The organism is Bordetella sp. BOR01 (assembly GCF_019218885.1).
Lineage (GTDB): Bacteria > Pseudomonadota > Gammaproteobacteria > Burkholderiales > Burkholderiaceae_B > Bordetella_A.
In genome coordinates this window covers 1251503-1274543 of the sequence record NZ_JAHUWT010000001.1, presented here as the reverse complement: position 1 = coordinate 1274543, position 23041 = coordinate 1251503, and the positions used below count along the sequence as shown (strand labels likewise).

Sequence of the window (23041 nt, the reverse complement as noted above, 5' to 3'; positions counted from 1 at the left end):
CCAGTAATGGGCGTAGCCTTACCAGAATGCCTATTGGCGGGAGCGCAATGACCAGATATAAAGGGTGTCTAACATCGCAAGGAAGCGGTTATGGCCTCCTCCCTTATAGTGCGCGTCATGCTGAAATGGTTATGGGTCGCGGTCGAACCCGAGGTCAAAAAGCACGTTCAGAATATGGCCGGCAAGGCAGGCAACCTCGTTCGGACCATGTCCGAACGGATCAAGACCCGTGCCCAAGTCTCGCAAGAAAAGGCCGACCAGGCTGCTGCGATGGCCCGGGAGGCTGAAAGCGACGACCCAATCGAAGCGGCACGCCAGCGCGGCCGGCAGGAGGCGTACGAAGAAATGGCTCAAGCGCTTGGAGTTGATGCAGAAACCCTGCGGGCGGGGGCTGACGATCTGCGAGATCGGTTACTGGCTGACGGAGAGCGGATGCAAGAGCAGCTGAGGCTCACCGCGAAGAAACAAGCCCAAGAGCGCCCTGACCAGACAAGTTAAGCGACTTTCAGGCAGCAGCCGCAGGCCCGGGCAATATTGAGGCGCGGAACCTCGGGTTTGCCCTTGGCAGCCGCCAGCATGCGGGACACTTCTGCCGAAGGCCCATAGCGCCGGACGACGCCCACGAATTCCTCGACATCATGGCCTTGGATGCCCAGTTTCGGACGCCCGTCCTTGCAGAAAGCCGGCGCGCCGAACGGATCCCGCAGTTGGGCGATGTGGTACAGCTCATGCTCGACCAGGGCACAAAACTCGGCATCAGAGCAGCTGGCGCAGTAGTCGGCCGCCAAGGTGATCAGGAAGGTCGGCACTCGGCCGAACCATTCGATCATCTGCTGTTCCTGGCGCGCCTTTTGCCAGCCGCCTGCGCGGAACATGACTTGTTCGGCCTGGCCCAGCACGTAGCGGCCGGCCTTGGCGAAGCCTGAAGCGGCCCACAGGAAGCAGAGGTCAGCGCCGGCCAAATGCGCATGGTCGGGGTTGTGAAGTTCGCTGCTCTCATCCAGGACCTGAGTGCCCACCCAGGCGCGAATCTCTGGCGCCGGAACACAACCAAAGTCCAAGCCTTCCCGCGGACGCGGCCGCCAGGCGAGTTGAGCTTTCATGATTGTGCTCCTGTGGATGGCGCGCATAAACGTTTGGCATGGCGGCGGCGACAAACGTGACAACGTGTTACTTTAAGTGCCGCCGGCCACAATGCAATCGTTCGCCCGAAGGCGCTGGACGATCGGCCAGCGGCATTTCTCAAACAATGGAGCAAACATGGAATACACATTCACTGTGTACTCGCGCCGCTGGAACCATACAGATACCTATAGGTTCACGAAGACATCCACCGGATGGAATATCCAACATATGGCGCACAGCGGCCCCTGCGATCGAGAGGGGTCGCCACATTTAATCGGCAATTTCGACCAGGATTACATATCCTATCCAAATCGAGTCGAAGGATTTATCGGTTTCATCTGGGATAAGCTCAATGCCGAGGAAATAGACGGCACCCAAGCGCAAGAAATGCTGCAGCAGGTCGCCGACTGGGTATCCAACTGCGAACGCTCTCAACCTGAATGGCCAGAATGGAACTCGAGCGCTCACCGGTAAAGGCCTCTGGGAGCATTCAATGAAACTCGCCCAACTACAGCGCTTCGGGTAGCCCGCCCAACAAAAAAGCCCCGGCAATCGCTCGGGGCTTTTCTCTGGACGTACGAAATCACAATAAGTGAATGAGGCGGATTTTAGGAGTCAAAATCCGCAAGGTCAACAACTATGTGCGAAAAAGCTGCATCGCACCCAGAATCGCGCTGATAGCGTCCATCGCCTTGTCGTCTTCGCCCCGGATCCCGTCGCCCTGCTCGCCCCCCTTCAACCGGGTCGTGCGCGTGCCGCGCAACCAGCGCACAATGGCCGCGTTCTGCCGGGTGGCAGTATCGGCACTTACCCCTGCCCGGTCGGCTGCCGCTGCCAGCAGCACCTTCTTGCCGTAGTACCGCGCCACGATGGCGTCGCGCAGCACTCGGGCCGTGATGTGGCCAGACAGCGCCTGCGCGGCCGCCGCATCGGATATTTCGCGGATGGCCGCCAGCCAGTCCAGGTTATCCACCTTGCCGCGGCAGCACGGGCAATCGGCATCGCGTGGCGCAAAGCGTGCCACCAGCATGGCCTGGTAGAGGCGCGGTAGCTCCTTGACTGCGCCCTTGATGAAACCGGCCTGGCCAGCGCCGTCGATGCCGCCCAGGCCTTTCCCGGTGGCGCGCGCGTCGTTGAGGATCCGCACCATGGTCGGCGCGTCATACGCCTGCATGGTGTGGTTGTAGGCGAAGGTCAGCGCGGCGTGCGCACTGGAGAAAAGCGGCTCGTCGGCCTCGGGGGCCGAATCGTCGCGTCGTACGGCGGCGGTGGATTGCATCATTGGGCTCCCAGCAGGTCTTGGGGTATGAATTCGACGGCGGCGATCTGGACGGCCACCCCCGGCACTTCGGCGTAGCGCTTGCGCACCACCATGTCCACCACCTGGGTGTCGTCGATCCACACCACGCCGTTGAAGGCGTCGAAGATGGCCTTGACGACGTTGTCGGCATCCGGCTTTTTGGTGGGCAGCTCGGCGCCCGTGAGCGCCGCCGCTTGCTTGCGCTTTGACCAGGACGCCGGAATCGGCAGCCGAATGGTCAAGGTGGCGGCGACAGGCCCGGCCAGCGGCGGGCGCCCTGCCATCGCCTGGTAGCCCGCCAGCGCCACCGTGCTTTCGTAGGTGACCGTCTTGGCCGGGGTGTACAGCTGAATGTGCTTGCCGCGCTTGGCGGCGCGCGGCCTGCCTTTGCCGACCGGCACACCTGGGATCACGAACTCGAGCACAGCATTCTCCTTTCTTCCTGCTGCTGACGCAGCCAAACAACTCGTTTTTCGACCACCGGGGCAAGCGCCGCGGCGAAACTTGAGCAAAACCGCTGGAACGTTGAGCTCTGGAACCGACCTGGGTGGTCGGCATCAAGATCACAGCGGCCAAAGCCCTGGGTGGCCATGGCGGCGTGCTTCTGGAGGCTGAACAGGCGGCAGCCCACGCACTGGACGGTGCTTGCCTGCGTCATGCATACCTCTTGAAAGCCGGCAACGCGTCAGCGCACCGCCGGCAGCGCGGGAAGTTTCCGGGCACCAGCAGCGGCACCTGGACCGTTTCGGCGCCGCGCATGCCGCAGGTCGAGTACGCGAAGCGGCCGCCCTCGGCCGTCAATGCGCCGCGGTGGAAGTAATGCACCTTGTCGCCCCGGAACGGTAGGAGGCCCCAGCCCTGCTCCCGGACGACTGGCCAGACGCCGATGGCCAGATAGCTGCTCATGCCGTCACCTGAGGGTGGATGGGATCGCCTACGGCGCGCTGCGCCATTGCCAGGACGGCAGGCGGGTATCGGCGCCCGCCTTTGCGTTGCTGCTCGGCCAGGATCTTGCGCGCCCAACGGCGGGGGTCATGCAGAGGTTGCTGTGTCGTGGTCATACCCTCACCCCGTAGTCGGATTGCAGCCGTGCCCGGTCGTTGCTGGACAGGCCAGCAGCTGCGACCACCCTGGCCTTGAAGTACGGCGGCAGTTCGTCAGGCTCCTGCGTGATACCCAGCTTGGCGCCCTGGGCGACGATGCCCGGCCAGGTAGTGGCCCAGGCCAGCGGGTCGGATGCCGGCGCCGCGGCCTTCTTGCCGTTGACGGCACTGGCCGCCTGGGGCGGGTTCAGCACCTTGGCCACGAAGATGTCCAGGAAACCGGGCGTGATGGGACCGCGGTCCTGCGTCTTTTCCCGGTCAAGCACGGCCAGGTCGTAGGCCTCGACCAGCTGCAGGCCCGTGACGCCGGCGGCGATCCAGGCGGCGATGCGCGGATCGTTGCTCTGCGTGCCCGTCGGCTGCTTCCCGCGGCCCTTTTCGCGTCGGCGCAGCCAGGCGGCCACGGCAGTGGCTTTTTGTTCGGCAGTCAGATCGGCGTCAAGCGACGGCGGCGAGGCGCCGGCCTCGTGTGCACCCGCGCCCGCGATAGACGCTGCCGCCGCTATATCTTTTTTATTTAAACCGGTTCCGGTTCCGGTTCCGGTAGCGTCACTCCCACCGGAATCCCTTGGGAGTCCCATGTCTGTCCCATGGGACAAATCCGGACTACCGGGGGACTCATCGGGACGCGTCCCGGCCTGTTCCAGCTTGGCCGCGGCTAGCTCCGCCTGCTTCTTGGCTCGGTATTCGGCCTTGCGATTACGCTCGCCATCGCGACGTTCGACCATCTCCAGGACACGCTCGGTCATGGTGTCGTGGTACAGGCGGCCGTCATCGGCGCGCCACCAGCCACGCAGCAGGCGGGCCTTGGCGGCCTGGAACTGGTCCAACGGCATGCCGATGCGCGCCGCTATCAGTTCGTCGTGGTCAGGCAGGCTGCCGCACGGCGTCTGCTCCCAGGCGGTCATCCACAGCATGAGCAGCCAAGGCCGGATCTCCGACGCGGCCAGGGCCCAGGTATCGGACTGGCGGATGCGCTCGTGGTCCAACTCGAAGCGCCAGCCCTTCGCGCGGGTATCGGGCGGGTACGGGGTGGGCTTGATCATGGCGTGGCTAGATCCCTGAAATGCCCCCGCCCACGCCACGCCGCTTCCGTATCTGCCCGCGGCTGTTCTGGTGCCTTCCAATCATGTTTGAGACGCCTGCCCGCCGCAAAGGCGGCCGCTGGACGCAGAGCAATCGGCATGACCGTAGACATCTGCGGCAGCGCCCACGTCGAGCTATGATCTTCGCCATCAGACTTTTCATGAGTCGCGTTTTTCTCAGGAGTAAGCATGTCTCTCACCCTGATGCTGAACTGCCCGCACTGCCACGCCAACAACGCCGCCTTCACGCTCAAGGCACAAAGCCAAAGGCCAAATTCCCGTGAAACCTGGAATACCCTCTTCACGTGCAATACTTGCTTGGAAGCTGTAGTCGCTACTATCTATACCAATGGCTACGATCCGGCGGAAATGGACGGGTCGTTGCGCCCGGGCACTCCATTGCACGGCTGCTTCTTGATTAGCTTGTACCCTGAGCCACGCCCCACAAATAGTCCGGAAAATTGCCCTGAGCCGGTCCAAAAGGCATTTATCCAAGCGGACGAGGCACTGAAGCGTAAGCACTGGGATTCCGCTGTCGCAATGGATCGACGAGCACTGGAACTGGCCACAAAGACAATGGCGCCAGAGCACTCGAATCTGACGCTCTACAAACGCATAGAAGAATTGGCGAAACTTCACAAAATTACGCCCGACCTTCAAGCGTGGGCGCACGATCTTCGCGTAGTGGGCAACGATGCGCTCCACGAGATCGATGGAGTTGACGAGAAAGAAGCAACTCAGGCGCACGAACTGACGCGCTACATGCTCCTCTATTTGTTCACGCTGCCTACAATGGTGGCCGCCGCAAAAGAACCCGAAGCTCCGGTCGCCTGAGAAGCGAGCACCAAATTGACTATATGACCCTGTCATGCCGCCCTCCGTGTAGTCGAAAGCGGCACCAGATACGAAATCCAGTAGAAGCCATCATCCATCGGGCCCACAATGCCGGAATCGTCCAGCGAAGGGTCCCATACAATCTGGTCGCCAAGGCCAACAACGCTATGGCCGCAACCGCTACGACTTGTTCCTGCTAGCAGGTAATAGGCGTCAGGGTTCGTGGCACCCATGGTCGTCAAAACCTGTTCTAGCGATCTCATGAAGACCACGTTGACCGTGGCCAGCCCACGACTGGCAAGAAAGTGGCGCTCCGCGGCGCGGAAGGCCTCGGGATTGCCGTAGTGCTCCCCGAAGTTCGGCACTTCGTCGCGCGGCAGGTCGAGGATGCATGCGATCGCCGTTCGGTGGCAGTCACCGAAAACGCCCTGCTCCGGTCGGTGCCGATAGGCCTGCTTTTGGACGATCATTCTCCGAACCCTCCTAGCACGCGATCGATGATGTTGCCCGCAGCAACAGCGGACATGTGCGGCCACAACTGAGCCGCCGCGCGCGGCGACCGTAAGAAGGTCACAGCGGCTTCATGAAAAGCTTCCATCTCGGCCTGCTCGAGCTCCGCATAACTGATCGACAACGGCACGGCCTGCAGCTGGCCGCCCTCCCCCGGCACGTACTCGACGTGGCCGGCGCCGATCTTCAGCCAGGCCCGGAACGTGCGGAATGTCTCGAGGGCTTCTTGCGCCTCGAACATCTGTTGTTCCAGTGACATGTGGCGCCGGTGATACCAGCCCAGCCGTTCCTGGTGCGTCTTGATGTCCAGCATTTCGCCGGGCTGCAGCTTGAAGATGCGGTTCCAGAACCGGCGCCATTGGCGGCGCCCTCGCTCGCCCAGGCCGTCAATGACGCTGAAGATCACGCGGCGCGCGATCGCCCGGTCTTCTTCAGAAATCTCGACCGGCTCTTGCTTGATCAGCGTGATTTCAGCCATGGCCGCGCTCTCCCCCGGGCGCTTCCATGCCGGCCATCAGCATCTGACTTTCAAGGGACGCCCGCACCGTGCGAAGCGCGACAATAGCCTCGCACATCTCGCGGTGGGCGGCCGCCATCGTGGCCGGCGTCGCCTGGCCACCGAGCAGCGCGGCAGTGGCCGCATGTGCTTCTGCGCTTTCGCGGATCATGGCGGCCACCTGGGTGATATCGACGCCCTCCCCGGCTTCCAGCGCCATCGTGCGTGCGGCCATGCCGAGCGGGCGCAGGATGTCGTCCAGGCACTGCCTGCGCCAATCGGGCGGCATCGCCGCCAGGATGGACGGCAGGAAATTGGCCGGCAGCAGGTTCGTGTCCTTGCTGTCGTCGTCAAGCCAGCGGAACACGCGGTCGGCGTTGACCTTCATGCGCTCGAAGGTGTCGCGGGTGGCTGGGTCAAACAGGATGCCGCTGGCGGCAGGCCCGCCCACATCTTCGTGGGCCTGCACTATCTCGGCCACGACTGTCTCGCGCGACCAACCTTGCGCTTTGCGCCAGGCAGACACGTGCTCACGCACGATGGCTATCAGGGACTTGTGCGACTCGTTTCGCATGCCCTTGGGGGACGTCTTGATTACAGTGATGGCCATGGGAAAGGAATTTGGAGGGCTTTCGGGAAAGCCGAGCGGCTCGGTGATTGCTGGCGGGTATTGCCCGCGTGCCACCACGCCGGTGCGGCGTCAGATGTCAGCCGGGCCGATGGGAATTCGTTCGTCTTTGGGGTCTGGGTCAAGCATTGGCGACCTCCCGAGCGTTCCCGCCAGACGTAGAATCGCGGGTTCCTACGCCACCCTTTTCTACGCCGGGGAAACTCTTATGGATGCCTGGACTGCCATCGGTTCGGTGGCTAGCTTGATCGCAGCGTTCTATGCGGGAATGGCCTATCACCGCTCTCGGACCGCTCGACCATGTGTTCTGGATGCTCATCTGACACGCAGAGAGGATGGTGACTATCTGCTGCAACTGCTCATTCATCCGGGCGAGAAGCCAATGCAGTACCAGTGGGCTCGCGTACAGAGCGGAGAAATTTCCCGCGCCGAGGCAAGTTGGCCAGACGGTTATTGCGTGTTCACCCCTAGTCATGGTTTCTCCGAGGAACTGGCTATTGATGTGGCGGTGCCTTCAGATCGGTTGGCATCAGGGCCTACCAAAGAATGGCTAATCCTGAGGACTCGAGATAGAGCGACAATTTCCCTATGGAGTCGCAAAAGTTTTTGGGCGAGCAGGATCAAGGCGACGGTGAGCACAAGCAATGCAAGCACCTGAAGGGGGGCAATATATGGAGCGCAAACCATCACGCGACCTCCCCCGCCGGCGCTGTGGCCTGAGCCAGTCGCGACTCGTCCAGTTCTGGCCAGATGCGCTTCCAGTCGTCCGGGCGCAGGTCGCGGCGCGTCACGGCGCCGGCAGTTGCGCGCTCGATGTCGGGACAGCGTTCGATTGGCACCGGCCGAATTCCCCGAACCCACTGGTTCACCGTGGGATTCGTGACGCCGATGAGGCGGGCCAATTTGGCCTGGCCCCCGCAAGCGTCGGCGGCGCGTTGCATGGTCTCGTTCATGCATTCATGATAAGGCTAAGCCTAATTATTATCAATAGGCATTGCCGTATCTAGGGTATGCAGGCGAAATTAGGCAATGCTTACTGGCGAACAACTCGGGCAAGCCATCCGCGCTGCCATCAAGAAGAAAGGGGTCACCCAAAAGGCCGTTGCGGCTGAATTTGGTGTGACGCCCCCGTCCGTGCAGGATTGGCTCAACCGCGGTGTGATCGGAAAAGACAAGCTCCCGAAGCTATGGCGCTATTTCTCTGACGTAGTTGGGCCAGACCACTGGGGCCTGCGAGAATGGCCAGCGGCCCCGCTCGTCGATGATCCGCAGGCCGAAGCATCAGCCGGGTTAACCGCACTTCCCCACGACTCGACATCTTCCGTTACCATCAGTAAATATGACACGGGCGGACGGATGGGAGCGGCTGGAGTGGAATTGAAGGATCAGCCAGGCGTGATAGAAAGCTGGCGCGTCAGCCGCGAGTGGCTGGAGAAGAACGTGCGCGGCTACTCGCAGGTGAACAGCCTATGCATCGTCACCGGCTTCGGCGATTCCATGCGGCCGATGTTCAATCCCGGCGATCCGCTGATCCTGGATTCCAGCGTGAACTCCGTTGACTTCGATGCCGTGTACTTCTTTCGGGTCGGCAACGAGGGTTTCATCAAGCGCCTGCAGCGCGTGCCCGGCAAGGGGCTACTGGCTATTTCTGAGAATCCCGCGTACCGCGACTGGGCCATTGACGCGACCATGGAGTTTGAGGTTTTCGGTCGCGTGCTGAAGGTATGGAGGAGCGAGGACTTCTGATGGCTCCGTCCGCGATCGCTCGCGCCTAGATCGCAGGAATCAGCCTCGCACAAGGGATGAATGTTACAAATAATTGTAAGACGCACTAAGACTAAAGGGTCGATTGAATAATTTCATCAACGGCCCATATCTAAAAAGATATAATGCACTCACTGATCATCGAGCCTGGCGCCGAAGCTGACCTGGATCAGCTGTGGGAATCCGGCGCTCCCCAGGCCGAGGATGCCGTCGCCCTTATCGAGGCAGTGTTTGACGAGCTCGCGAATGACAGTGAATTTTTAGCCCGTATGTGGCGCCGGCAGGAACGAAGAATGGCCGAACCCTCAATTGAGGCGGACCGGATTGTGTCGTTATGGCGTACAGGACGAAATCTTCTTAGGTTGAAATTATGGGATTTCCCAGAGCACGGCGGGGCCCTGCTCCCGTGGCGTGTCGTCTATGCGTACGACGCACGCAGTGAAGCGTATCACGTGCTTGGAGTCATTCAACGGGACACCAATTATGAAACTCACCACCCGCACATACAACGAATCCTTCGGGACTATGATGCCCTTGGGATTCCAACCTACTGACCAGACCGAAGGTTGGATGGTTGTGGCGGTCCATGTCACTTTCGGCGGAGAAGCCGTTCGCCCACATCATGGGCGAGGAAGGCCAATCAGTAGCCTCATTGCTGATCGAGAGGCAGATCCCCGACGAGCAAAGGCGCTGTCCCGCGCACGCCAAAAATTGAGCTCCATGCTTAAAGAGCATGATGGCGATGCTCCCGGGACGCTAGCAGAGTTGCGCCTATCAAAAGGGCTGTCTCAGACTGCATTAGCCGATATAACCGGCATGCAGCAGTCTTACATTGCAAGAATTGAGCGTTCTAAGGCGGAACTTCGAAGCAGCACGGTAAAAAAATTGGCACAGGCGCTCGACGTATCGTGCGATCAGATCATTGCGGTGGCTTGCGCAGATGACGAAGACTAAGGCAGATGCCGCTCAACGGCAAATCGAGTTTTTTCCAATCTTCTGCGAGTCCATTAGAAGCGAAGTTGGCGGGCAGTTCACATATGTTGGTGTCTTTCAATCCAACGTGGATGTTGAACAGTTCCCACATACTTTCTCGCAGTTTGCTGTGGCGCTCGCAGTCGTCGGGCCCGCATCGGTATTACGCGATCAAGTGGCCACGATTACGGTTCGCGCAGGCACCAAGCTCAAGGCGAAGATCGATGTCCCACCAATCCGATCTTCAGCGCCTTCTGATGACGATCTAATTCACATGAACCTACACGTGATTGGCGATACGTTCCGTGTTGACGAGCCGTCGAGCATCACTGCGACGCTCTCATTCAAAGACTGGGAAGCCTGCTCGAAAAACGTGCTGAACGTACGCCAGAAGCCCTCTCGAAAGCCTGCCGCACCAAAAGATTCCAAGGCTCAACCAGAGTGACGTCAGTCAACCGCCTCCGGGCGGTTTTCTTTTGGGCGCCCATCTCACGCCAGCCGCGGCTCTTCCCCCCGGCTTGGCCGCCCTCTCAGCGATATTTCTTCCACGGCCTGGACCCGGGGCGGAAGCCCAGCGATGGCTACCAAAGCCACGGGCCCGAACAACACACCCCAGACGAACCACACGAAGCCCCATCTCCCCTTCTCCCCGGCTAGGTAGGCGGAGAAGAACGCGCACGCAATCCAACAAACGATGGGCCATGCGAGGTAGTACAGGCCGACCGCCGCTATGCCGGCGAGTTGGAAATCACTGTTCACGGGATCCCCCCTTGATGTGAAAAAATCATTCATAGTCGTACATCAAGGTCGACTACTTCCATTCCAAGCCGACGGACGAGAATCGATACTGGCCCGCACCATATCGCCAGATCGGGACTTCAATTGATACGGATTTGGAAGCCTTGATGCGCTTAAGGAACCCCGACTCTTCCCGAATGAAAATGATCTCCGAATTGCCACCATCTGCTCGGGATGCGGTATACGTAACGATGGGTTTGTCGTCGAACTTGACCGGTACACGGCAGCCGTCAAACCCGCAATCCAGCTGACCCTTGCTTATCTCCAGTATCACATCCCGTCCGTGCTTTTTTGGCATGTCCCGGACAATGATTCTGAGGACCGAGCCCCCGTTGTAGGGGAAGTCCAAGGAAAGCGCATTCTGTGACGTCAGCGTCGCCCACCGGTTAGTCACGCCGCGCATCTCGTCTTTGTTGGAGCTATACCGCCAAAGTGAAGCAGGTACCGTTGGCTCTTTCGAAGGCGTAGATGATGCCGATGAGGTCGGTGCCGGGGGTATTTCTACCAGGGGTGTGGGCTGAGCCGCAGGATCAATCGCAGGCGTCGAGCTAGTTGTCTTGGTTTCATCTTTGCCACCGGAAACCACTAGGTAGACAACTACCAAGCCCGCAATCAACAAGAGAGCCTTACGCCGCTTGACCCGCTCATCCTCGGCAGCCTGGATGGCAAGTACCTGGGGCGCGCCACAGTTGGGGCACGCGGCGGCCCTATCGCTGAATCTCTTTCTGCACTCGGGGCACTTAATCAACGCCATTTTGTTTCCTCAGCGGGACAACACCTTAGCTTTCTGAGCCGCAAACCCATCCTCTCGGAATCCATGAAGCGTTGCCTCTTGCTATCGGCATTTCTGGCCTCGACGCTCCAATTCTCGGTAGATTGCCTCTCTCTCATCGAAAGAGGTATTCCACCTACTTGAGTCAAGAAATTCGCAAAGCGCGCCTGTCGAATAACCTCCCACCGTACCTGGGTTTACTTTTCGGTACGCGATGAGGCCGCACCCCGAAAGAACTGCCGCTTGAAGTGCTACAACGACAAGTAACTTCATAGTCTTCCTATTTTTGAAGGCAGGTATAGAGGAGACTAGCCAAATCTCCCAGGCTTTCCATCACCAACTCCGGCCTGGCCTGCTCCCAGGCACCGACTCGGCCATAGCCGTCGTTTGGAGGCACACAGTTACCGATCAATCCTGACATCGGTGGCGCGCCATGTCCTTGAGTCGGGGGAATATTCCATATCGGCAGAATAGTAGGATCGAACTTTTGCACCGAAGCTGTTCTGCGCATCCACATACGCCGAAACAGCGAATTTGCAGGTATCCGTGCGCACGACCTTGGCGTCCGGCATTAGCGGAAACTCAGCCGAGCCAGGCGCCTTGAGCTGCCGTGACACGGCTTTTTGCGACATAACATAGGCCATCGTTTCATCCCCGCATGCCTTGGGGTCGGTCGTCCCGCCAGGTATGAAATAAAAGCCAACGCCCACAACGATCGCCGCCACAATAGCGATCACAACAAATCGATTCGCGGACGAACGCACCCCGCCGGGCGCGGATTGGCTCGCAATGTACGCCTCAGCCTCTTCTCGCGTCTCAAAACTGACGCTGCCTTGGCGGTCAACAAACCAGCGCCCGCCTTTCCCCTTCCTGGGCGCCAGTCTCGGCCCCTTCATTTCTTCCATTCCCGCCTCTCGTAACAATCCAATTCAGAATGGTACTGCACACAGCGGTTTGCATGTCTGTTACAAAATAATAAGGCTTTGCCTATTTACATAAAATAAGGCTTCGCCTAATATTCTCCCATCGCACCACCAAACGCCCACAGGGTCAGCGAATGGGAGAACACCGTGCAGACCAACCTAACCGCTTTACCTGACGACGCAACCCGCGTTGCCGACCTCGGCCAGCTTAAACGCGACCGCGGCACCAAATCCTTTGAGATCAGCGACGACTGTGTCCTAGGCCCGATCTTCGACCTGTTCGCTGGCCGGATCGACCGCGCCTACGGCGAAGACGTCGAATGGTGGGCCGAGACGTTTGCCGACATCAAGGCCGAGGACGCCGGCCATGTCGCGCTGGCCGCCATGAGCACCTGGCACTTCGACCGCAACCGCTGTGGCCCCGGCATCGCTGCCCTGCAGGCGGAACTGGTCAAGCGCGCCCGCAAGCTGCTGGCCGGCATGACGGCCGACGAACTGGAGCACTTCCAGTGATCAGCGCCCTTCCCTTCATTGCGGCCTTCTGCCTGATCGGCCTGGCCGTTGCCTATCCCTTGGCAATGCTCGGCGACCACGTCATGGCCGTTTTCAGGAGCGAAGCATGACCGCTCAACTAAGACTGTTCCATCCGTGGACCCTTAACCCAGCCATGAATACACGATGGGAAGTGCGTTGTGTGGATGGCCATGGACGCCCTTTATCCAGCCCAGTGTTCGTCTGCTCTGCCACATCGACCGGAGCATGCAAGGCCGGACGCGCCGCAATGCGGCTGGTAGGCATCAAGCGCCGCGGAACCCTGGTCGCAAAGAGGTACGACGCACTGAACGATCCTGTCATGCGCGGATATGTCGTGGCCATCGACAAGGCCAAGGGAGAGCAGGCATGAGCGGCGCCACGGCCACCTACAAATGCGCGTGCTGCGGCGATCCATTTTTGGCCCGCACAGCCGACCGCAAGCGCGGCTGGGCGCGGTTTTGCTCGAAGTCCTGCAAAGCCAGAAGCCAAGAGGCCCGCACCGGGCAACACCGTGATTACCTGAACCACGGCGACCGCGATGAACCGATGTTCCCGTCGCCGGCCGAAGGAGACGTTCAATGAACTCTGCAAACTGGCCCGGCGGCATTGACCGCTCGAGCAGCAACTGGACCGGCCGCGCCCAGCGCACCAGCGACTGGGGTGGCAACTGGGCCGACAACAGCCATACCCCGCCCTGGGGCTGGGCTCTGACCCTCGGCGCAGCGCTGGCTGTCGTGCTCCTCCTGATCGCCGTGCTGCGCGTTGGCGCGGCTGTGGGGTTCTGACCATGCAAAAACCCATCATCCCCATCCGGGCATCCAGCCTGGCCGAGCTCTTCGACTGCCCCGCCCGATGGGAAGCGAAGAACATCCTGAAGATGCGCATGCCGTCCTCAGCGGCTGCGCGCCTGGGCACGGCGATCCACGCCGGCACCGCGGCATTCGACCAGGCAAAGCTGGACGGCAGCCCTATCACCGCCGACGACGCCGCGGGTGCACTGGTCGACGTCCTGCACGACACGATGGAAGACATCGACTGGGACGAAACCAAACCGGCCGACGCCGAGAAAGTGGCCCTGGCGCTGCACACGCGGTACTGCGCCGAGATCGCCCCCCAGCAGGACTACGTCGCCGTCGAGCTGACCTGCGAACGCCTGGAAATTGCCGACCTGGGCCTGGCCCTGACCGGCACCACCGACCGCGTGCGCCGCACTGTCGACGGTGCCCTGGGCATCGCCGACCTTAAGAGTGGCAAGACTGCGGTGGGCGCCGACGGCCGCGTGGCCACCGCCGGGCACGGGCCACAGATGGGCGTGTACGAGCTGCTGGCCGAATATTCCGTCGGCGAACCGCTGACCGCGCCGGCGCAGATCATCGGCCTGCAGACCGGCAAGACCGCTGCGGCCCAGCGCGTCGGCACCGGCGAGATTCTGGATGCGCGCGGCTCGCTGGTGGGCACCGACGACAGCCCCGGTTTGCTCGAGCATGCATCTCGCCTCATCCATTCCGGCAGCTTCTACGGGAACCCCACGTCGTACCTCTGTTCGGCCAAGTACTGCCCCCGCCACTCCACCTGCAAGTTCAAAGGATAAGACCATGTCCCAAAGCACTACTGTGCAAGCACTGCGCGCGCCTGCCGAATCGAGCATGCCCCTCGTGACCGCAGGTTTCTTCAACCTGCAGGGCTTCGAGCTGATCCAGCGCGTTGCCAAAGCGTTTTCGCAGTCGAGCCTCGTCCCGCAGGCGTACCAGAACAACCTCCCGAACTGCATGATCGCCATGGACATGGCGCAGCGCATCGGCGCCAACCCGCTGATGGTGATGCAGAACCTGTACATCGTGCACGGCACGCCCGGATGGTCCAGCAAGTTCCTGATCGCCACGATCAACGTTTGCGGCCGCTTCAGCACCCTGCGCTACGAATGGAAGGGCAAGCCCGGCGAGGCGGACTATGGTTGCCGTGCCTGGGCCATTGAGAAGGAAACCGGCGAACGTCTGGACGGCATTTGGGTTACCTGGGCCATGGTCAACGCCGAAGGCTGGGCCAGCAAGAACGGCAGCAAGTGGAAGACCATGCCGGACCAGATGTTCATCTATCGATCGGCCGCCTTCTGGCAGCGCGCCTACGCGCCTGAGCTCGGCATGGGCCTCACCACCCAGGAAGAACTCGTCGACACGCTGGACGCGCGCACCGGCCCGGATGGCGCAATCAGCGTCGATGTGGATGCTCTGCGCGCTCAGGCGGCCGACAAAGCTACCGTCGAGCGGTCAGTGACAGGCCCGAAACATGCGGACGCCACGGACGTCGAGGTCCGCGAAACCGGCGAAGTACTGGATACCTCCCCCGCGAAGGCGCAAGCCGAGGCCGGTAAACCGGCGCAGGGCGCGGCAACGGCCGCCCCTGCCTCTCAGGAGGCCGGCGCACAGGGCACCGACGAAGGCGGCCTGGATCCGGCCAAAGTCGAGAACCAGATCAACGCCGCCAAGGACCTGGAGGTACTAGACCTGGCCGGCGATTCCATCGATGGCGTGACAGATATGGCCGAGCGCGCGCGCCTGCACGACCTCTACCAGGAAAAGCGCATCGCCATGGCGCGCGCCGCGCAGACACAGCCCGAAGGTCAGGCGGCCCAGCCGGCGGGCCAGCGCCCGGCGACCACCCAGCGTCGCCGCATGGCGGCACCTGAGTAAGCCAGAACCAGGGAACCCCGATCATGAGCGCCTTTTTCCGCAACGCGACGATCTACCGGCTGGCCCGGCCCTGGGCCATCACGGCCGAGGAACTTGGCCAGGCCCTGGGCAAGTTCGCCTTCGAACCCACCGGAGACCTAGTACGCGAGTCGTGCGGCTGGGTGCCGCCGCACGTCAGTTGCGGTGATGACCTAGTGTTTGCCGCCCAGGGCCATTTTCTGCTGAGCCTGCGGATCGAATCGAAGGTCATGCCCGGCAAGGCGGTGGAACTGGCTGTGCGCGAACGTGCCGCCGAGCTGGAAGACGAGCAGGGCTACAAGCCCGGACGCCGGCAGCTGAAGGAGATCAAAGAGCGCGTCATCGACGACATGCTGCCGCGTGCCTTCCGCCAGCAGCGCGAGATCCGCGTGTGGATGGATCCGCAGGCCGGCATCATGGCCATCGATGCTGGCACGCCGAGCCAGTGCGACATCGTGGTGGGCATGCTCGCCAAGGCGCTGGATCCGTTCCCCGTCTCCAGTCTGCACGTGCACGCCAGCCCGGCTCAAGCGATGACCCAGTGGCTTGCGCAGGACATGGCACCCAACGGCTTCACCGTCGATACCGACGCCGAGCTGCGCGCCACCGGCGACGCATCCGCCACCGTGCGCTACCAGCGGCAACCTCTGGATGCCAATGATGTCCTGAAGCACATCCGGGCCGGCAAACAGTGCACGCTGCTGGCGCTGACCTGGATGGACCGGGTGTCGTTCGTACTGACCGAGAACCTGGTGCTCAAGCGCATCTGCGCCCTGGACGTGCTGACGCAACAGGCCGATCGCGTATCGCAGACCGACGCCGATCGCTTCGCCGCCGATTTCGTGCTGATGGCCGGTGAGCTGCGCGGCCTGCTGGCCGACCTGATCCACGCTCACGGCGGCGAGAAACTCGACCTGGCCCAGGCTGCCGAAGCCGCCGAGAACGCGGCCTCGCCCGAAGTTGAGCTGCACGACGTGCTTTTCCACGACGCCTGCTCGGTGGTCAGCACCGAGCGCCGCGCTTCCATTTCTCTCATCCAGCGCCACTTGCGCATCGGATACAACCGCGCCGCCCGCCTGCTCGAGCAGATGGAACAGGCCGGCATCGTATCTGCGATGTCGCCGGCCGGCGCCCGTGAAGTCCTCATCGCTTAGGAACCATCATGCGCCTGACCAACATTTCCGTATCCAACTTCCAGGGCGTCCAGTCTGCCGACCTAGCCGTGCCCACTCCGGTGGCTTTCATTGCCGGCCACAACTTCGCCGGCAAGTCCAGCATTGCCGAAGCCGTGCGCGCCGCGCTGCAGGGCAATGCCGAGCGCGTCGGCCTGAAGAAAGAACTCGGCCTGGTCGTGCACGACGGCGCCAAACTCGGCTCAGCCTCGGTGGACGTGGACGGCGTGCCGGTGGCGATCGCCCTGCCCAGCGGCAAGCGCACGGGTGAAGAAGCGGTACCGGCCAGCCCGGCCCTGCCCTACGTGCTGGCGCCCGAGTTGTTTGCCGCCGCCAAGCCGGATGACCGCCGCCAGCTACTGTTCACGCTTACCGGCACCCGCGCCACGCCAGCTGAAATCGAGCGCCGCCTGCTGGAGCGCGGTTGCGACAAGACGCTGGTCGAGCAGATGAAGCCCGTGCTGCGCAGTGGCTTCGCCGCCGGCGCCGAGTTCGCCAAGAAGCAGGCGACCGAGGCCAAGGGTGCCTGGCGCGGCGTGACCAACGAAACCTGGGGTAGCCAAAAGGGCGAGACGTGGCAGGCAGACGTGCCCGCCTACGACCAGGCTGCCCTTGAAGGCGCCAAGGCCGAGCTGTCGGACGTCGAGCGCCGCCTGGAAGGGGCTCAGAAGGCTCTAGGCGGGCTCGAGCAGAAGCAGCGCGCCTACCAGGCTCAAAAGGATCAAATCGTCACGCTGAAGGAGCGCGCCGGCCGGCTGGACTCGCTCCGGGCGAAGCTGGATTGCGATCAGAAGGATCTGGCCGAGTGGACGGCCAAGGTCCAGGCCCTGCAGGCCAAGGCCGGCACCGGGCCGCGCAAGGGGCTGGTCCACGCGCTTGCGGAGTGCCTGGACGAGGCTTTCAAGCTGCTCGCAGATGAGCACTTCTCCGTGGCGCTCCATGGAAAATCCCTGGTAGCGCTCACCGAATACGAGCACCAGTACGGCCGCCTTGACGCTGCCGGCGACGCCGAAGCCTCAGCCGCCCTGCCCAAAGCGATCGAGGCCCGCGACCTGTCGGCCCGCGCCGTCGAGAATGTCCGGCGCGACATCGCCGCGGCCGAAGCGGCAGCCGAGCAGCTGGCGTCGAAGGCTGCGCCTGAAGTCGTCGCCGAGAGCGACGTGGCCACCGCCCGCAATACGGTGGCAGGGCTGCACGGCGCCCGCAAAGACTTGCAGGGCAAGGTGGAGAAGCTGCTGGCCGGCAAGCAGGCCGCCGTCAGCGCCGACCTGCGCACCAAGAACGCCGCCACCTACCACGCCGAAGTCGTGGCATGGGATGCCATTGGCGGCGCCCTTTCCCCCGACGGCATCCCCGGCGAAATCCTGGCCCAGGCGCTGCAACCCTTCAACGATGAGCTGCTGTCCATGTCGGACTGCGCCAGCTGGCGCGCCGTGCAGATCGACGGCGACATGGCGATCACGGCCGGTGGCCGCCCCTATCGCCTGCTGTCCGAGTCCGAGCGCTGGCGCACCGACGCGTTGCTCGCGCTGGCGATCGCACACCTGTCGGAACTGCGCTGCGTGATCCTCGATCGCTTCGACCACCTCGACCTGGCCGGCCGTTCCGAGGCACTGGGCCTGCTCGATGCCCTGGCGGCCGACGGCGACATCGACACCGTTCTGCTGCTGGGCACGCTCAAGGCGGCGCCGGCCGCCCCCAGCGAGACCTTCACCGTCTATTGGGTCGAGCAGGGGCATGTTGGCGCCGACAAGCTGAAGGAAGCGGCATGAGCAACCCCTACCGCAAGGCACGCCGTGAGAAGCGGCGCAACAAGCCCTACCGACAGCGCGCCAAGTACGCGCCAATGCTGGTGGCCACCGACCTGGTGCTGCGTCCGCTGGAGCGGATCATCGACCAGTTGAAGCGCGACGGCACCGCCATCACGGATGGCAAGGGTTACCCGGTCTTTCAGGCGGGTGACGGGCAGTGGTATCCGTCGGCCGACGCAATCGAGGGCGTCATCTGGCACCTGGAGATGTACTGCACACGGCATGGCCGCGAGTTGCCCCTGGGCGGCCTGCGCGACCTGCACATCGCCTTGAAGTACATCAAGCCCGTCATGGAAAGCACGCTGGCGAAGTTGGACCAGGACATGCCGGTGCTGCGCCGCGCCATGTCCATGGCGAAGCCAGACGACCAGGTCGACCTGCTGCAGCAGACGCGGATTAAGGCCGCAATGGCGGAGGCCCGCACGGTATGAGTCTCGCCACATCAAGCATCTGCATAGGGACTGTCCAGCGGCAATGCCACCTGTTGACATTGCAGGGACACGTATCTCAAATGCTGAACCACGGCATGCAACATGCCAAGAATGATCCCGAAATCCTGCTGACGGTCTTGGAACTCTGTGTTTCCAGGCTCGAAGTATGGTCTAGAAACATCAAGCAGTTTAATCAAAACCCCAAGCTGCCCAATCGCGGACGCCAGTCTAGGGCCGCAGTTTTTGCCAAGTGGACTAAGCAAGACCGGATCGGGAAGAGTGTAAGTGCCTCGGATCGACTCAATCGTTGTACGAATCCGGTCGAAGGCTTCCATCGACGTTCCAGCTTGTCCGGCAGCCTGAATAAGCGGCATTTGCCTATTCAATTCACCTGCCATCGTTGCCATTGCAAGGTAGGAACCGGCAGCTGCGTGCGTAGCGCGGACATATCGCTCATTGGTTGCACTCCGATGCTGCCAGTACGCAATGCCTACGGCTCCGGCCGCAGCCCCCACGGTTCCAAGTGCCGTAAGCACGCTCAGAAGACTGACATCCGCAAGCGCTCCCGGCCGCTCGCGCCAGCTCCAACCCAAGGCGAAACCAGAGATCAGCGCCGCCAGGGCGATCGCCGCCCAGAGACCAGTATCGCGCCAGTCTTCGAATGTAGTCAGTTTCATGCCCCTCTCCCCGCGAGTCTTGATGTGGCGCAGGGATCGTACCCCAGCCCCTCTGGAATGTCAGCATGCCGTCGACCTATTGCGGCAGACCCGGATAAAGGCCGAACTGCTGGAGGCGAGCCAGCGCCCCTACAGAATCAATCCTTCCATGGCCAGCCAAGCGCCGTACGCGTAGCAACACGCTGCGGCCACGTACATCAAAAACGTGATAACCACAGGGATCATGTGACGCCCTTCACGGAAGCGGCCATGATTTTCATTGTGCAAGCAGTACTGGCTCGTCCACGAGCCGAGGAAGCACAACGCGGTAAGCGCCATCGACACGATGAACCATTTCACACCGCATTTGACGAGTTGTACATCGGCCCAACTGGCATCTTTGGCGACGAAGGTCAGCACGGCAAGCCAAGTTCCGCCGTTGAGAGTGGCCAAGAATCTAAAGCCATCTCTCGATATGTCGATCATCGACTTGTAAGTGTCAGACTTATGAACGTCGTGATGGTCGCCCATTGCTTCCCCCTATCCAGGTGGGCGGAATCGTACCGCACCGCTACCGGAGTGTCAGCATGAGTTACGACCTCGAAAACATCAATACTTTGTTCGCCGAGATTGCCGAGTGCATGCATCGCAACCCGGCGCGAGCGATGCGTCTGTTGGGCAAGGCCAAGGAAAAGGTGCAGCAAGCGCTGGAGCGGGCCACCTCGGCCGCGCACAAGCCCGGCGATGAGAATGCGAATGCCGCCCCCCTCTACTACTTGCAAGATTCCCGCGGCTACGTCGGCAACTGCCCGATGTGGTCGGCGAAAGGTGGGAATGGCTACACCACACGGCTAGACCAAGCCCAAAGATACACGTTTGATGACGCGATGCGCCAGCATCGTAGCCGCCCGTCCGACGTGCCCTGGCCATGCGACCGGATAGACGGACTGCGCCGCCCCACGGTTGATACTCAGGACATGGGCGGCGTGAATGCCCAGGTTGCCGCCCTATCCGCCCAGCAATGCCAGGAGGGCAACTGATGGCCCTCCCCTACAGCACCGCCACCAGCGGCGAGAAAGCGCTGGGCGAGATCCAGAAACTGCTACGCGGGTTCGGCTGCAGCAAGTTCGGCAGCATGGGCGACGACGGCGCCGGCGAGCTGCTGGTGCAGTTCGAATACCGTGGCCGCCAGGTCAGCGCGAAGGCCTCTACTAAGGGCTATGCGGCAGCATGGTTGAAGGAAAACCCCTGGAGCAACCGGCGCACCGGCACGCAGGCGCAGTACCAGAAGAAGGCCATGGACATCGCCAGCGTGGCCGTCTACTCCATCCTCCGCGACTGGATCAAAGGCCAGATCATGGCAATCGAGACGGGCATCCTGTCGTTCGAAGGCGCTTTCCTGGTCCAGATCATGCTGCCCAATGGGCGGACCGTGCTGGAACATACCAGTAGTTCCAACCTGCTGCCAGCACCTGGCCAGGGCGAAGGGGAATGACCATGAGCGAAATCCAAGAATTCGCATGCGGCGCCGAATCAGTCACGGCAACCATGAATCTACCGATGCCCCCGGGTGATGAGCACTACGGTCCACCATTGACCATCGGCTTTTATCCTGGCGTGGCAGAAGTTTGGATCGAGGGCCCCTGCGGGCGGCAAAACATTCCGGTCGCCCACTTGAAGGCCGTAATCCAGCAGTTGCGCCGCGCCGCGAAATTGGCGGTGGAGCATAGCCAGGGCGAAGAGGGGAAATGATGGATCGAGAACCTTGGAAGCGCACGGCGCAGGAAATTTTCATGGAGCGGATCGAGATATGAAAGAACGCGCCCTGACCCTTGCCCCCGACGAATTGGCGGAAATCACAGGGAAGACCCGTAAGTCTTCCCAGATCGAAGTTCTCCGCCAACTCGCCATCCCGTTTAAGATTCGCCCGGATGGCACCCCGTTGGTGCTGCGGGCGGCCATGGAGGCCGCGCTAGGCCATGCGACCAAGAACCAAGGACCGACACCTCCCAAGCTGTGTGTACCTGAAGCACGGCGCGTACTGGTACGTCAAGGGCGGGAAGTGGCAAAAGCTCGGCACTGATCTACACAGCGCCCTGCAGGAATACGCGCGCATTGTGGCAGTCCCGGCCGATGGCATGCCCGCCCTGCTAGATGCAGCCTTCCCGTATCTGATTGAAGGCCTGTCGCCGGCAACGGAGAAGCACTACGCGGCGAGCCGTGATCACCTGAAGACTGTGTTCAAGAATTTCTATCCGGAGCAGGTCACTCACGGCTCCATCGTGGAAATGATGGATCTCTTCAAAGACCGCAAGGCGGTGGCCAACCGATTGCTAACGGTCCTGAAGCTCACCTTCCAGTGGGCGCTAGACCGCGGCAAGGTGCCGTCCAACCCAACCATCAGCGTCAAGCGATATGTCATGCAATCCCGGTCCAGGCTGATCACGCCCCGGGAATATGCTGCAATCCACAAGCATTGCCCGCCATGGCTGCAGTGCATCATGGACGTGTGCTACCTGACGGGTCAGCGAATTGGCGACGTCCTGAAGATCGAGCGTCAGCACTTGCTGGATGAGGGCATCTTTATCGAGCAACAGAAAACGGGGAAGCGGCTGGTGGTGGCATGGACACCCGAGCTGCGGGCAGTGGTGGAGCGCGCCAAAGGGCTGCAGGGAAAAGTCGCCCACATGCAGTACCTGCTAGGTGGTCGGGGCGGGAAGATACGCCGGCACACAAACGTGTGGCGGGTGTTTAAAGATGCGGCCGATCAGGCCGGGGTGGTGGATGTGACGCTGCATGATCTGCGCGCCATGGCAGGCACCGAGGTAGACGCCCAGGGCGGCAATCCAACCGCGCTACTAGGTCATTCCGATCCGAGAACGACGCAGATTTACCTCCGCGACAAGCGCCCCAAGGTGGTTGCCGGCCCCAAGAAAAAGGCTGGATAAAACCCCAGTTTTGGACACCGAGTTTTAGACATCTAATTGAAGGTCCAAAAATAAACCAATGATTTCAATCCGTTAAGGGTACGTCATGTACTCGGTCATTCCTTGCCCGCGTTGGCGGGAAACACATCGGACCATATCCAGCCCCTACTCAGTGAACAGAGGCTGTAGTGTGGATCGGCGCTGAATCGCCGGCTATTCGCGGATACCGAGGTGGACAGAATGTGCGCGAGCGCGCAAACCAGAAGCATCGTGAGACTGCGCCAACGACGACGGCCCCCGCGGGGGCCGTCGTCGTTGGTGGCCGTCAGGCCTTATTTTTCGGCGGCAGTGGTAATGGCATTACCTGCCCGGGACATGTCTTCGCCCATGCCCGCCACGGTATTGCAGCCTTGCAGTACGACACCGAAAACGATAAGCGCCGTCAGCATGACTTTTCCGCGCATGATTAAGCTCCTGTCGAGAAGGGAATCG

At 61.6% G+C, this 23041-nt stretch carries 36 protein-coding genes; 21 read left to right on the top strand and 15 right to left on the bottom strand.

Annotated elements, in window-relative coordinates; all coding sequences use genetic code 11:
• The first annotated feature begins 90 nt into the window (after positions 1 to 90).
• Positions 91 to 498 (top strand): hypothetical protein, encoded by a 408-nt coding sequence (locus KW845_RS06105; protein ID WP_218368246.1) that lies wholly within the window; start codon positions 91 to 93, stop codon positions 496 to 498.
• On the opposite strand, the gene KW845_RS06100 is transcribed toward KW845_RS06105, so the two are convergent.
• Positions 495 to 1130, bottom strand: a complete 636-nt coding sequence (locus KW845_RS06100) for a putative metallopeptidase (RefSeq protein ID WP_370628185.1) — start codon at positions 1128 to 1130, stop codon at positions 495 to 497. The two genes, KW845_RS06105 and KW845_RS06100, sit on opposite strands and share 4 nt — an antisense overlap.
• Before the next feature lie 130 nt (positions 1131 to 1260).
• Between KW845_RS06100 and KW845_RS06095 the strand changes: the two genes are divergently transcribed.
• Positions 1261 to 1599, top strand: coding sequence for a hypothetical protein (locus tag KW845_RS06095; RefSeq protein WP_218368245.1), 339 nt, complete (start codon positions 1261 to 1263; stop codon positions 1597 to 1599).
• A gap of 163 nt (positions 1600 to 1762) precedes the next feature.
• Here the strand turns inward: KW845_RS06095 and KW845_RS06090 are convergent, their stop codons facing one another.
• The 5 genes from KW845_RS06090 to KW845_RS06070 form a co-directional block, all read right to left on the bottom strand.
• Positions 1763 to 2407, bottom strand: coding sequence for a DNA-binding protein (locus tag KW845_RS06090; RefSeq protein WP_218368244.1), 645 nt, complete (start codon positions 2405 to 2407; stop codon positions 1763 to 1765).
• Positions 2404 to 2850 (bottom strand): RusA family crossover junction endodeoxyribonuclease, encoded by a 447-nt coding sequence (locus tag KW845_RS06085; RefSeq protein WP_370628184.1) that lies wholly within the window; start codon positions 2848 to 2850, stop codon positions 2404 to 2406. The genes KW845_RS06090 and KW845_RS06085 overlap by 4 nt, the downstream gene beginning before the upstream one ends.
• Positions 2835 to 3083, bottom strand: a complete 249-nt coding sequence (locus KW845_RS06080) for a hypothetical protein (protein WP_218368668.1) — start codon at positions 3081 to 3083, stop codon at positions 2835 to 2837. The genes KW845_RS06085 and KW845_RS06080 overlap by 16 nt, the downstream gene beginning before the upstream one ends.
• On the bottom strand, positions 3080 to 3331 hold the full coding sequence (locus KW845_RS06075; protein WP_218368242.1) for a hypothetical protein: 252 nt from the start codon (positions 3329 to 3331) through the stop codon (positions 3080 to 3082). The genes KW845_RS06080 and KW845_RS06075 overlap by 4 nt, the downstream gene beginning before the upstream one ends.
• Before the next feature lie 151 nt (positions 3332 to 3482).
• Positions 3483 to 4574 carry a hypothetical protein gene (locus KW845_RS06070; RefSeq protein ID WP_218368241.1) on the bottom strand — a complete coding sequence of 364 codons (1092 nt, stop codon included), beginning with the start codon at positions 4572 to 4574 and terminating at the stop codon, positions 3483 to 3485.
• Positions 4575 to 4802: 228 nt separating this feature from the next.
• On the opposite strand from KW845_RS06070, the gene KW845_RS06065 reads away from it, so the two are divergent.
• Positions 4803 to 5447: a DUF4145 domain-containing protein gene (locus tag KW845_RS06065; protein ID WP_218368240.1), complete on the top strand. Its 645-nt coding sequence runs from the start codon at positions 4803 to 4805 to the stop codon at positions 5445 to 5447.
• Between the two features lie 32 nt (positions 5448 to 5479).
• Here KW845_RS06065 and KW845_RS06060 read toward each other — a convergent pair whose 3' ends face one another.
• From KW845_RS06060 to KW845_RS06050, 3 genes are read right to left on the bottom strand one after another with little or no spacing between them, the layout of a single operon-like run.
• Positions 5480 to 5917: a hypothetical protein gene (locus KW845_RS06060; RefSeq protein ID WP_218368239.1), complete on the bottom strand. Its 438-nt coding sequence runs from the start codon at positions 5915 to 5917 to the stop codon at positions 5480 to 5482.
• Positions 5914 to 6435, bottom strand: a complete 522-nt coding sequence (locus tag KW845_RS06055) for a DUF1367 family protein (protein WP_218368238.1) — start codon at positions 6433 to 6435, stop codon at positions 5914 to 5916. Before KW845_RS06055 ends, KW845_RS06060 begins: the two co-directional genes overlap by 4 nt.
• Positions 6428 to 7063 (bottom strand): hypothetical protein, encoded by a 636-nt coding sequence (locus KW845_RS06050; RefSeq protein ID WP_255592393.1) that lies wholly within the window; start codon positions 7061 to 7063, stop codon positions 6428 to 6430. The genes KW845_RS06055 and KW845_RS06050 overlap by 8 nt, the downstream gene beginning before the upstream one ends.
• Positions 7064 to 7289: 226 nt before the next feature.
• On the opposite strand from KW845_RS06050, the gene KW845_RS06045 reads away from it, so the two are divergent.
• A complete protein-coding gene (locus KW845_RS06045; protein ID WP_218368237.1) occupies positions 7290 to 7739 on the top strand; it encodes a hypothetical protein in 450 nt (149 codons plus the stop codon).
• Positions 7740 to 7767: 28 nt separating this feature from the next.
• Here the strand turns inward: KW845_RS06045 and KW845_RS06040 are convergent, their stop codons facing one another.
• On the bottom strand, positions 7768 to 8034 hold the full coding sequence (locus KW845_RS06040; RefSeq protein WP_218368236.1) for a helix-turn-helix domain-containing protein: 267 nt from the start codon (positions 8032 to 8034) through the stop codon (positions 7768 to 7770).
• A gap of 76 nt (positions 8035 to 8110) precedes the next feature.
• On the opposite strand from KW845_RS06040, the gene KW845_RS29645 reads away from it, so the two are divergent.
• The 3 genes from KW845_RS29645 (at position 8111) to KW845_RS06020 (ending at position 10262) form a co-directional block, all read left to right on the top strand.
• Positions 8111 to 8827: a LexA family transcriptional regulator gene (locus KW845_RS29645; RefSeq protein WP_218368235.1), complete on the top strand. Its 717-nt coding sequence runs from the start codon at positions 8111 to 8113 to the stop codon at positions 8825 to 8827.
• A 501-nt stretch (positions 8828 to 9328) separates the two neighbouring features.
• Positions 9329 to 9799, top strand: a complete 471-nt coding sequence (locus KW845_RS06025; protein WP_218368233.1) for a helix-turn-helix transcriptional regulator — start codon at positions 9329 to 9331, stop codon at positions 9797 to 9799.
• Complete coding sequence (locus KW845_RS06020; RefSeq protein ID WP_218368232.1) at positions 9786 to 10262, top strand: hypothetical protein; 477 nt, start codon at positions 9786 to 9788, stop codon at positions 10260 to 10262. Before KW845_RS06025 ends, KW845_RS06020 begins: the two co-directional genes overlap by 14 nt.
• A 366-nt stretch (positions 10263 to 10628) precedes the next feature.
• On the opposite strand, the gene KW845_RS06015 is transcribed toward KW845_RS06020, so the two are convergent.
• Together KW845_RS06015 and KW845_RS06010 are read right to left on the bottom strand one after the other, a co-directional pair.
• Positions 10629 to 11369 (bottom strand): hydrogenase maturation nickel metallochaperone HypA, encoded by a 741-nt coding sequence (locus KW845_RS06015; protein WP_218368231.1) that lies wholly within the window; start codon positions 11367 to 11369, stop codon positions 10629 to 10631.
• 419 nt (positions 11370 to 11788) lie between these two features.
• Complete coding sequence (locus KW845_RS06010) at positions 11789 to 12292, bottom strand: hypothetical protein (RefSeq protein WP_218368230.1); 504 nt, start codon at positions 12290 to 12292, stop codon at positions 11789 to 11791.
• A 165-nt stretch (positions 12293 to 12457) separates the two neighbouring features.
• On the opposite strand from KW845_RS06010, the gene KW845_RS06005 reads away from it, so the two are divergent.
• The 9 genes from KW845_RS06005 (at position 12458) to KW845_RS05965 (ending at position 18966) form a co-directional block, all read left to right on the top strand.
• Entirely contained in the window at positions 12458 to 12823 is a 366-nt protein-coding gene (locus KW845_RS06005) for a hypothetical protein (RefSeq protein WP_218368229.1), read from the top strand.
• A gap of 106 nt (positions 12824 to 12929) precedes the next feature.
• Entirely contained in the window at positions 12930 to 13214 is a 285-nt protein-coding gene (locus KW845_RS06000) for a hypothetical protein (protein ID WP_218368228.1), read from the top strand.
• Positions 13211 to 13426, top strand: a complete 216-nt coding sequence (locus KW845_RS05995) for a hypothetical protein (protein WP_218368227.1) — start codon at positions 13211 to 13213, stop codon at positions 13424 to 13426. The genes KW845_RS06000 and KW845_RS05995 overlap by 4 nt, the downstream gene beginning before the upstream one ends.
• Entirely contained in the window at positions 13423 to 13629 is a 207-nt protein-coding gene (locus KW845_RS05990; protein WP_218368226.1) for a hypothetical protein, read from the top strand. Before KW845_RS05995 ends, KW845_RS05990 begins: the two co-directional genes overlap by 4 nt.
• 2 nt (positions 13630 to 13631) lie before the next feature.
• Positions 13632 to 14435: a PD-(D/E)XK nuclease family protein gene (locus tag KW845_RS05985; RefSeq protein ID WP_218368225.1), complete on the top strand. Its 804-nt coding sequence runs from the start codon at positions 13632 to 13634 to the stop codon at positions 14433 to 14435.
• Between the two features lie 4 nt (positions 14436 to 14439).
• On the top strand, positions 14440 to 15534 hold the full coding sequence (locus KW845_RS05980; protein WP_218368224.1) for a hypothetical protein: 1095 nt from the start codon (positions 14440 to 14442) through the stop codon (positions 15532 to 15534).
• 23 nt (positions 15535 to 15557) lie between these two features.
• Entirely contained in the window at positions 15558 to 16706 is a 1149-nt protein-coding gene (gene rdgC, locus KW845_RS05975; protein ID WP_218368223.1) for a recombination-associated protein RdgC, read from the top strand.
• 8 nt (positions 16707 to 16714) lie between these two features.
• Positions 16715 to 18496: an AAA family ATPase gene (locus KW845_RS05970; RefSeq protein WP_218368222.1), complete on the top strand. Its 1782-nt coding sequence runs from the start codon at positions 16715 to 16717 to the stop codon at positions 18494 to 18496.
• Complete coding sequence (locus tag KW845_RS05965) at positions 18493 to 18966, top strand: hypothetical protein (protein WP_218368221.1); 474 nt, start codon at positions 18493 to 18495, stop codon at positions 18964 to 18966. Before KW845_RS05970 ends, KW845_RS05965 begins: the two co-directional genes overlap by 4 nt.
• A gap of 11 nt (positions 18967 to 18977) precedes the next feature.
• Here the strand turns inward: KW845_RS05965 and KW845_RS05960 are convergent, their stop codons facing one another.
• Entirely contained in the window at positions 18978 to 19643 is a 666-nt protein-coding gene (locus KW845_RS05960; protein WP_218368220.1) for a hypothetical protein, read from the bottom strand.
• Positions 19644 to 19772: 129 nt separating this feature from the next.
• A complete protein-coding gene (locus KW845_RS05955; protein WP_218368219.1) occupies positions 19773 to 20153 on the bottom strand; it encodes a hypothetical protein in 381 nt (126 codons plus the stop codon).
• A 56-nt stretch (positions 20154 to 20209) separates the two neighbouring features.
• Between KW845_RS05955 and KW845_RS05950 the strand changes: the two genes are divergently transcribed.
• From KW845_RS05950 to KW845_RS05930, 5 genes are read left to right on the top strand one after another with little or no spacing between them, the layout of a single operon-like run.
• Positions 20210 to 20662: a hypothetical protein gene (locus tag KW845_RS05950; protein WP_218368218.1), complete on the top strand. Its 453-nt coding sequence runs from the start codon at positions 20210 to 20212 to the stop codon at positions 20660 to 20662.
• Complete coding sequence (locus tag KW845_RS05945) at positions 20662 to 21117, top strand: hypothetical protein (protein WP_218368217.1); 456 nt, start codon at positions 20662 to 20664, stop codon at positions 21115 to 21117. Before KW845_RS05950 ends, KW845_RS05945 begins: the two co-directional genes overlap by 1 nt.
• Before the next feature lie 2 nt (positions 21118 to 21119).
• Positions 21120 to 21374 carry a hypothetical protein gene (locus KW845_RS05940; RefSeq protein ID WP_218368216.1) on the top strand — a complete coding sequence of 85 codons (255 nt, stop codon included), beginning with the start codon at positions 21120 to 21122 and terminating at the stop codon, positions 21372 to 21374.
• Positions 21375 to 21432: 58 nt separating this feature from the next.
• Positions 21433 to 21705 (top strand): DUF4224 domain-containing protein, encoded by a 273-nt coding sequence (locus KW845_RS29705; protein WP_218368215.1) that lies wholly within the window; start codon positions 21433 to 21435, stop codon positions 21703 to 21705.
• On the top strand, positions 21641 to 22570 hold the full coding sequence (locus tag KW845_RS05930) for a tyrosine-type recombinase/integrase (RefSeq protein WP_370628183.1): 930 nt from the start codon (positions 21641 to 21643) through the stop codon (positions 22568 to 22570). The genes KW845_RS29705 and KW845_RS05930 overlap by 65 nt, the downstream gene beginning before the upstream one ends.
• Positions 22571 to 22881: 311 nt before the next feature.
• Here KW845_RS05930 and KW845_RS05925 read toward each other — a convergent pair whose 3' ends face one another.
• Positions 22882 to 23013 carry an entericidin A/B family lipoprotein gene (locus KW845_RS05925; protein ID WP_218368213.1) on the bottom strand — a complete coding sequence of 44 codons (132 nt, stop codon included), beginning with the start codon at positions 23011 to 23013 and terminating at the stop codon, positions 22882 to 22884.
• Positions 23014 to 23041 lie beyond the last annotated feature (28 nt).

Bases quoted from the DNA above. Each gene is read 5' to 3' on its own strand.
- KW845_RS06000 (WP_218368228.1), top strand. From the start codon at position 12,930: ATGACCGCTCAACTAAGACTGTTCCATCCGTGGACCCTTAACCCAGCC.
- KW845_RS06010 (WP_218368230.1), bottom strand. From the start codon at position 12,292: ATGGAAGAAATGAAGGGGCCGAGACTGGCGCCCAGGAAGGGGAAAGGC.
- KW845_RS29645 (WP_218368235.1), top strand. From the start codon at position 8,111: ATGCTTACTGGCGAACAACTCGGGCAAGCCATCCGCGCTGCCATCAAG.
- KW845_RS06100 (WP_370628185.1), bottom strand. From the start codon at position 1,130: ATGCGCGCCATCCACAGGAGCACAATCATGAAAGCTCAACTCGCCTGG.
- KW845_RS06080 (WP_218368668.1), bottom strand. From the start codon at position 3,083: ATGACGCAGGCAAGCACCGTCCAGTGCGTGGGCTGCCGCCTGTTCAGC.
- KW845_RS05925 (WP_218368213.1), bottom strand. From the start codon at position 23,013: ATGCGCGGAAAAGTCATGCTGACGGCGCTTATCGTTTTCGGTGTCGTA.
- KW845_RS05990 (WP_218368226.1), top strand. From the start codon at position 13,423: ATGAACTCTGCAAACTGGCCCGGCGGCATTGACCGCTCGAGCAGCAAC.
- KW845_RS05955 (WP_218368219.1), bottom strand. From the start codon at position 20,153: ATGGGCGACCATCACGACGTTCATAAGTCTGACACTTACAAGTCGATG.
- KW845_RS06025 (WP_218368233.1), top strand. From the start codon at position 9,329: ATGAAACTCACCACCCGCACATACAACGAATCCTTCGGGACTATGATG.
- KW845_RS06070 (WP_218368241.1), bottom strand. From the start codon at position 4,574: ATGATCAAGCCCACCCCGTACCCGCCCGATACCCGCGCGAAGGGCTGG.
- KW845_RS05960 (WP_218368220.1), bottom strand. From the start codon at position 19,643: ATGAAACTGACTACATTCGAAGACTGGCGCGATACTGGTCTCTGGGCG.
- KW845_RS05980 (WP_218368224.1), top strand. From the start codon at position 14,440: ATGTCCCAAAGCACTACTGTGCAAGCACTGCGCGCGCCTGCCGAATCG.
- KW845_RS06045 (WP_218368237.1), top strand. From the start codon at position 7,290: ATGGATGCCTGGACTGCCATCGGTTCGGTGGCTAGCTTGATCGCAGCG.
- KW845_RS05965 (WP_218368221.1), top strand. From the start codon at position 18,493: ATGAGCAACCCCTACCGCAAGGCACGCCGTGAGAAGCGGCGCAACAAG.
- KW845_RS05970 (WP_218368222.1), top strand. From the start codon at position 16,715: ATGCGCCTGACCAACATTTCCGTATCCAACTTCCAGGGCGTCCAGTCT.
- KW845_RS29705 (WP_218368215.1), top strand. From the start codon at position 21,433: ATGAAAGAACGCGCCCTGACCCTTGCCCCCGACGAATTGGCGGAAATC.
- KW845_RS06055 (WP_218368238.1), bottom strand. From the start codon at position 6,435: ATGGCTGAAATCACGCTGATCAAGCAAGAGCCGGTCGAGATTTCTGAA.
- KW845_RS05940 (WP_218368216.1), top strand. From the start codon at position 21,120: ATGAGCGAAATCCAAGAATTCGCATGCGGCGCCGAATCAGTCACGGCA.
- KW845_RS06040 (WP_218368236.1), bottom strand. From the start codon at position 8,034: ATGAACGAGACCATGCAACGCGCCGCCGACGCTTGCGGGGGCCAGGCC.
- KW845_RS06015 (WP_218368231.1), bottom strand. From the start codon at position 11,369: ATGGCGTTGATTAAGTGCCCCGAGTGCAGAAAGAGATTCAGCGATAGG.
- KW845_RS06095 (WP_218368245.1), top strand. From the start codon at position 1,261: ATGGAATACACATTCACTGTGTACTCGCGCCGCTGGAACCATACAGAT.
- KW845_RS06050 (WP_255592393.1), bottom strand. From the start codon at position 7,063: ATGGCCATCACTGTAATCAAGACGTCCCCCAAGGGCATGCGAAACGAG.
- KW845_RS05945 (WP_218368217.1), top strand. From the start codon at position 20,662: ATGGCCCTCCCCTACAGCACCGCCACCAGCGGCGAGAAAGCGCTGGGC.
- KW845_RS06065 (WP_218368240.1), top strand. From the start codon at position 4,803: ATGTCTCTCACCCTGATGCTGAACTGCCCGCACTGCCACGCCAACAAC.
- KW845_RS06105 (WP_218368246.1), top strand. From the start codon at position 91: ATGGCCTCCTCCCTTATAGTGCGCGTCATGCTGAAATGGTTATGGGTC.
- KW845_RS05985 (WP_218368225.1), top strand. From the start codon at position 13,632: ATGCAAAAACCCATCATCCCCATCCGGGCATCCAGCCTGGCCGAGCTC.
- KW845_RS05995 (WP_218368227.1), top strand. From the start codon at position 13,211: ATGAGCGGCGCCACGGCCACCTACAAATGCGCGTGCTGCGGCGATCCA.
- KW845_RS06075 (WP_218368242.1), bottom strand. From the start codon at position 3,331: ATGAGCAGCTATCTGGCCATCGGCGTCTGGCCAGTCGTCCGGGAGCAG.
- KW845_RS06020 (WP_218368232.1), top strand. From the start codon at position 9,786: ATGACGAAGACTAAGGCAGATGCCGCTCAACGGCAAATCGAGTTTTTT.
- KW845_RS06090 (WP_218368244.1), bottom strand. From the start codon at position 2,407: ATGATGCAATCCACCGCCGCCGTACGACGCGACGATTCGGCCCCCGAG.
- KW845_RS05950 (WP_218368218.1), top strand. From the start codon at position 20,210: ATGAGTTACGACCTCGAAAACATCAATACTTTGTTCGCCGAGATTGCC.
- KW845_RS06060 (WP_218368239.1), bottom strand. From the start codon at position 5,917: ATGATCGTCCAAAAGCAGGCCTATCGGCACCGACCGGAGCAGGGCGTT.
- rdgC (WP_218368223.1), top strand. From the start codon at position 15,558: ATGAGCGCCTTTTTCCGCAACGCGACGATCTACCGGCTGGCCCGGCCC.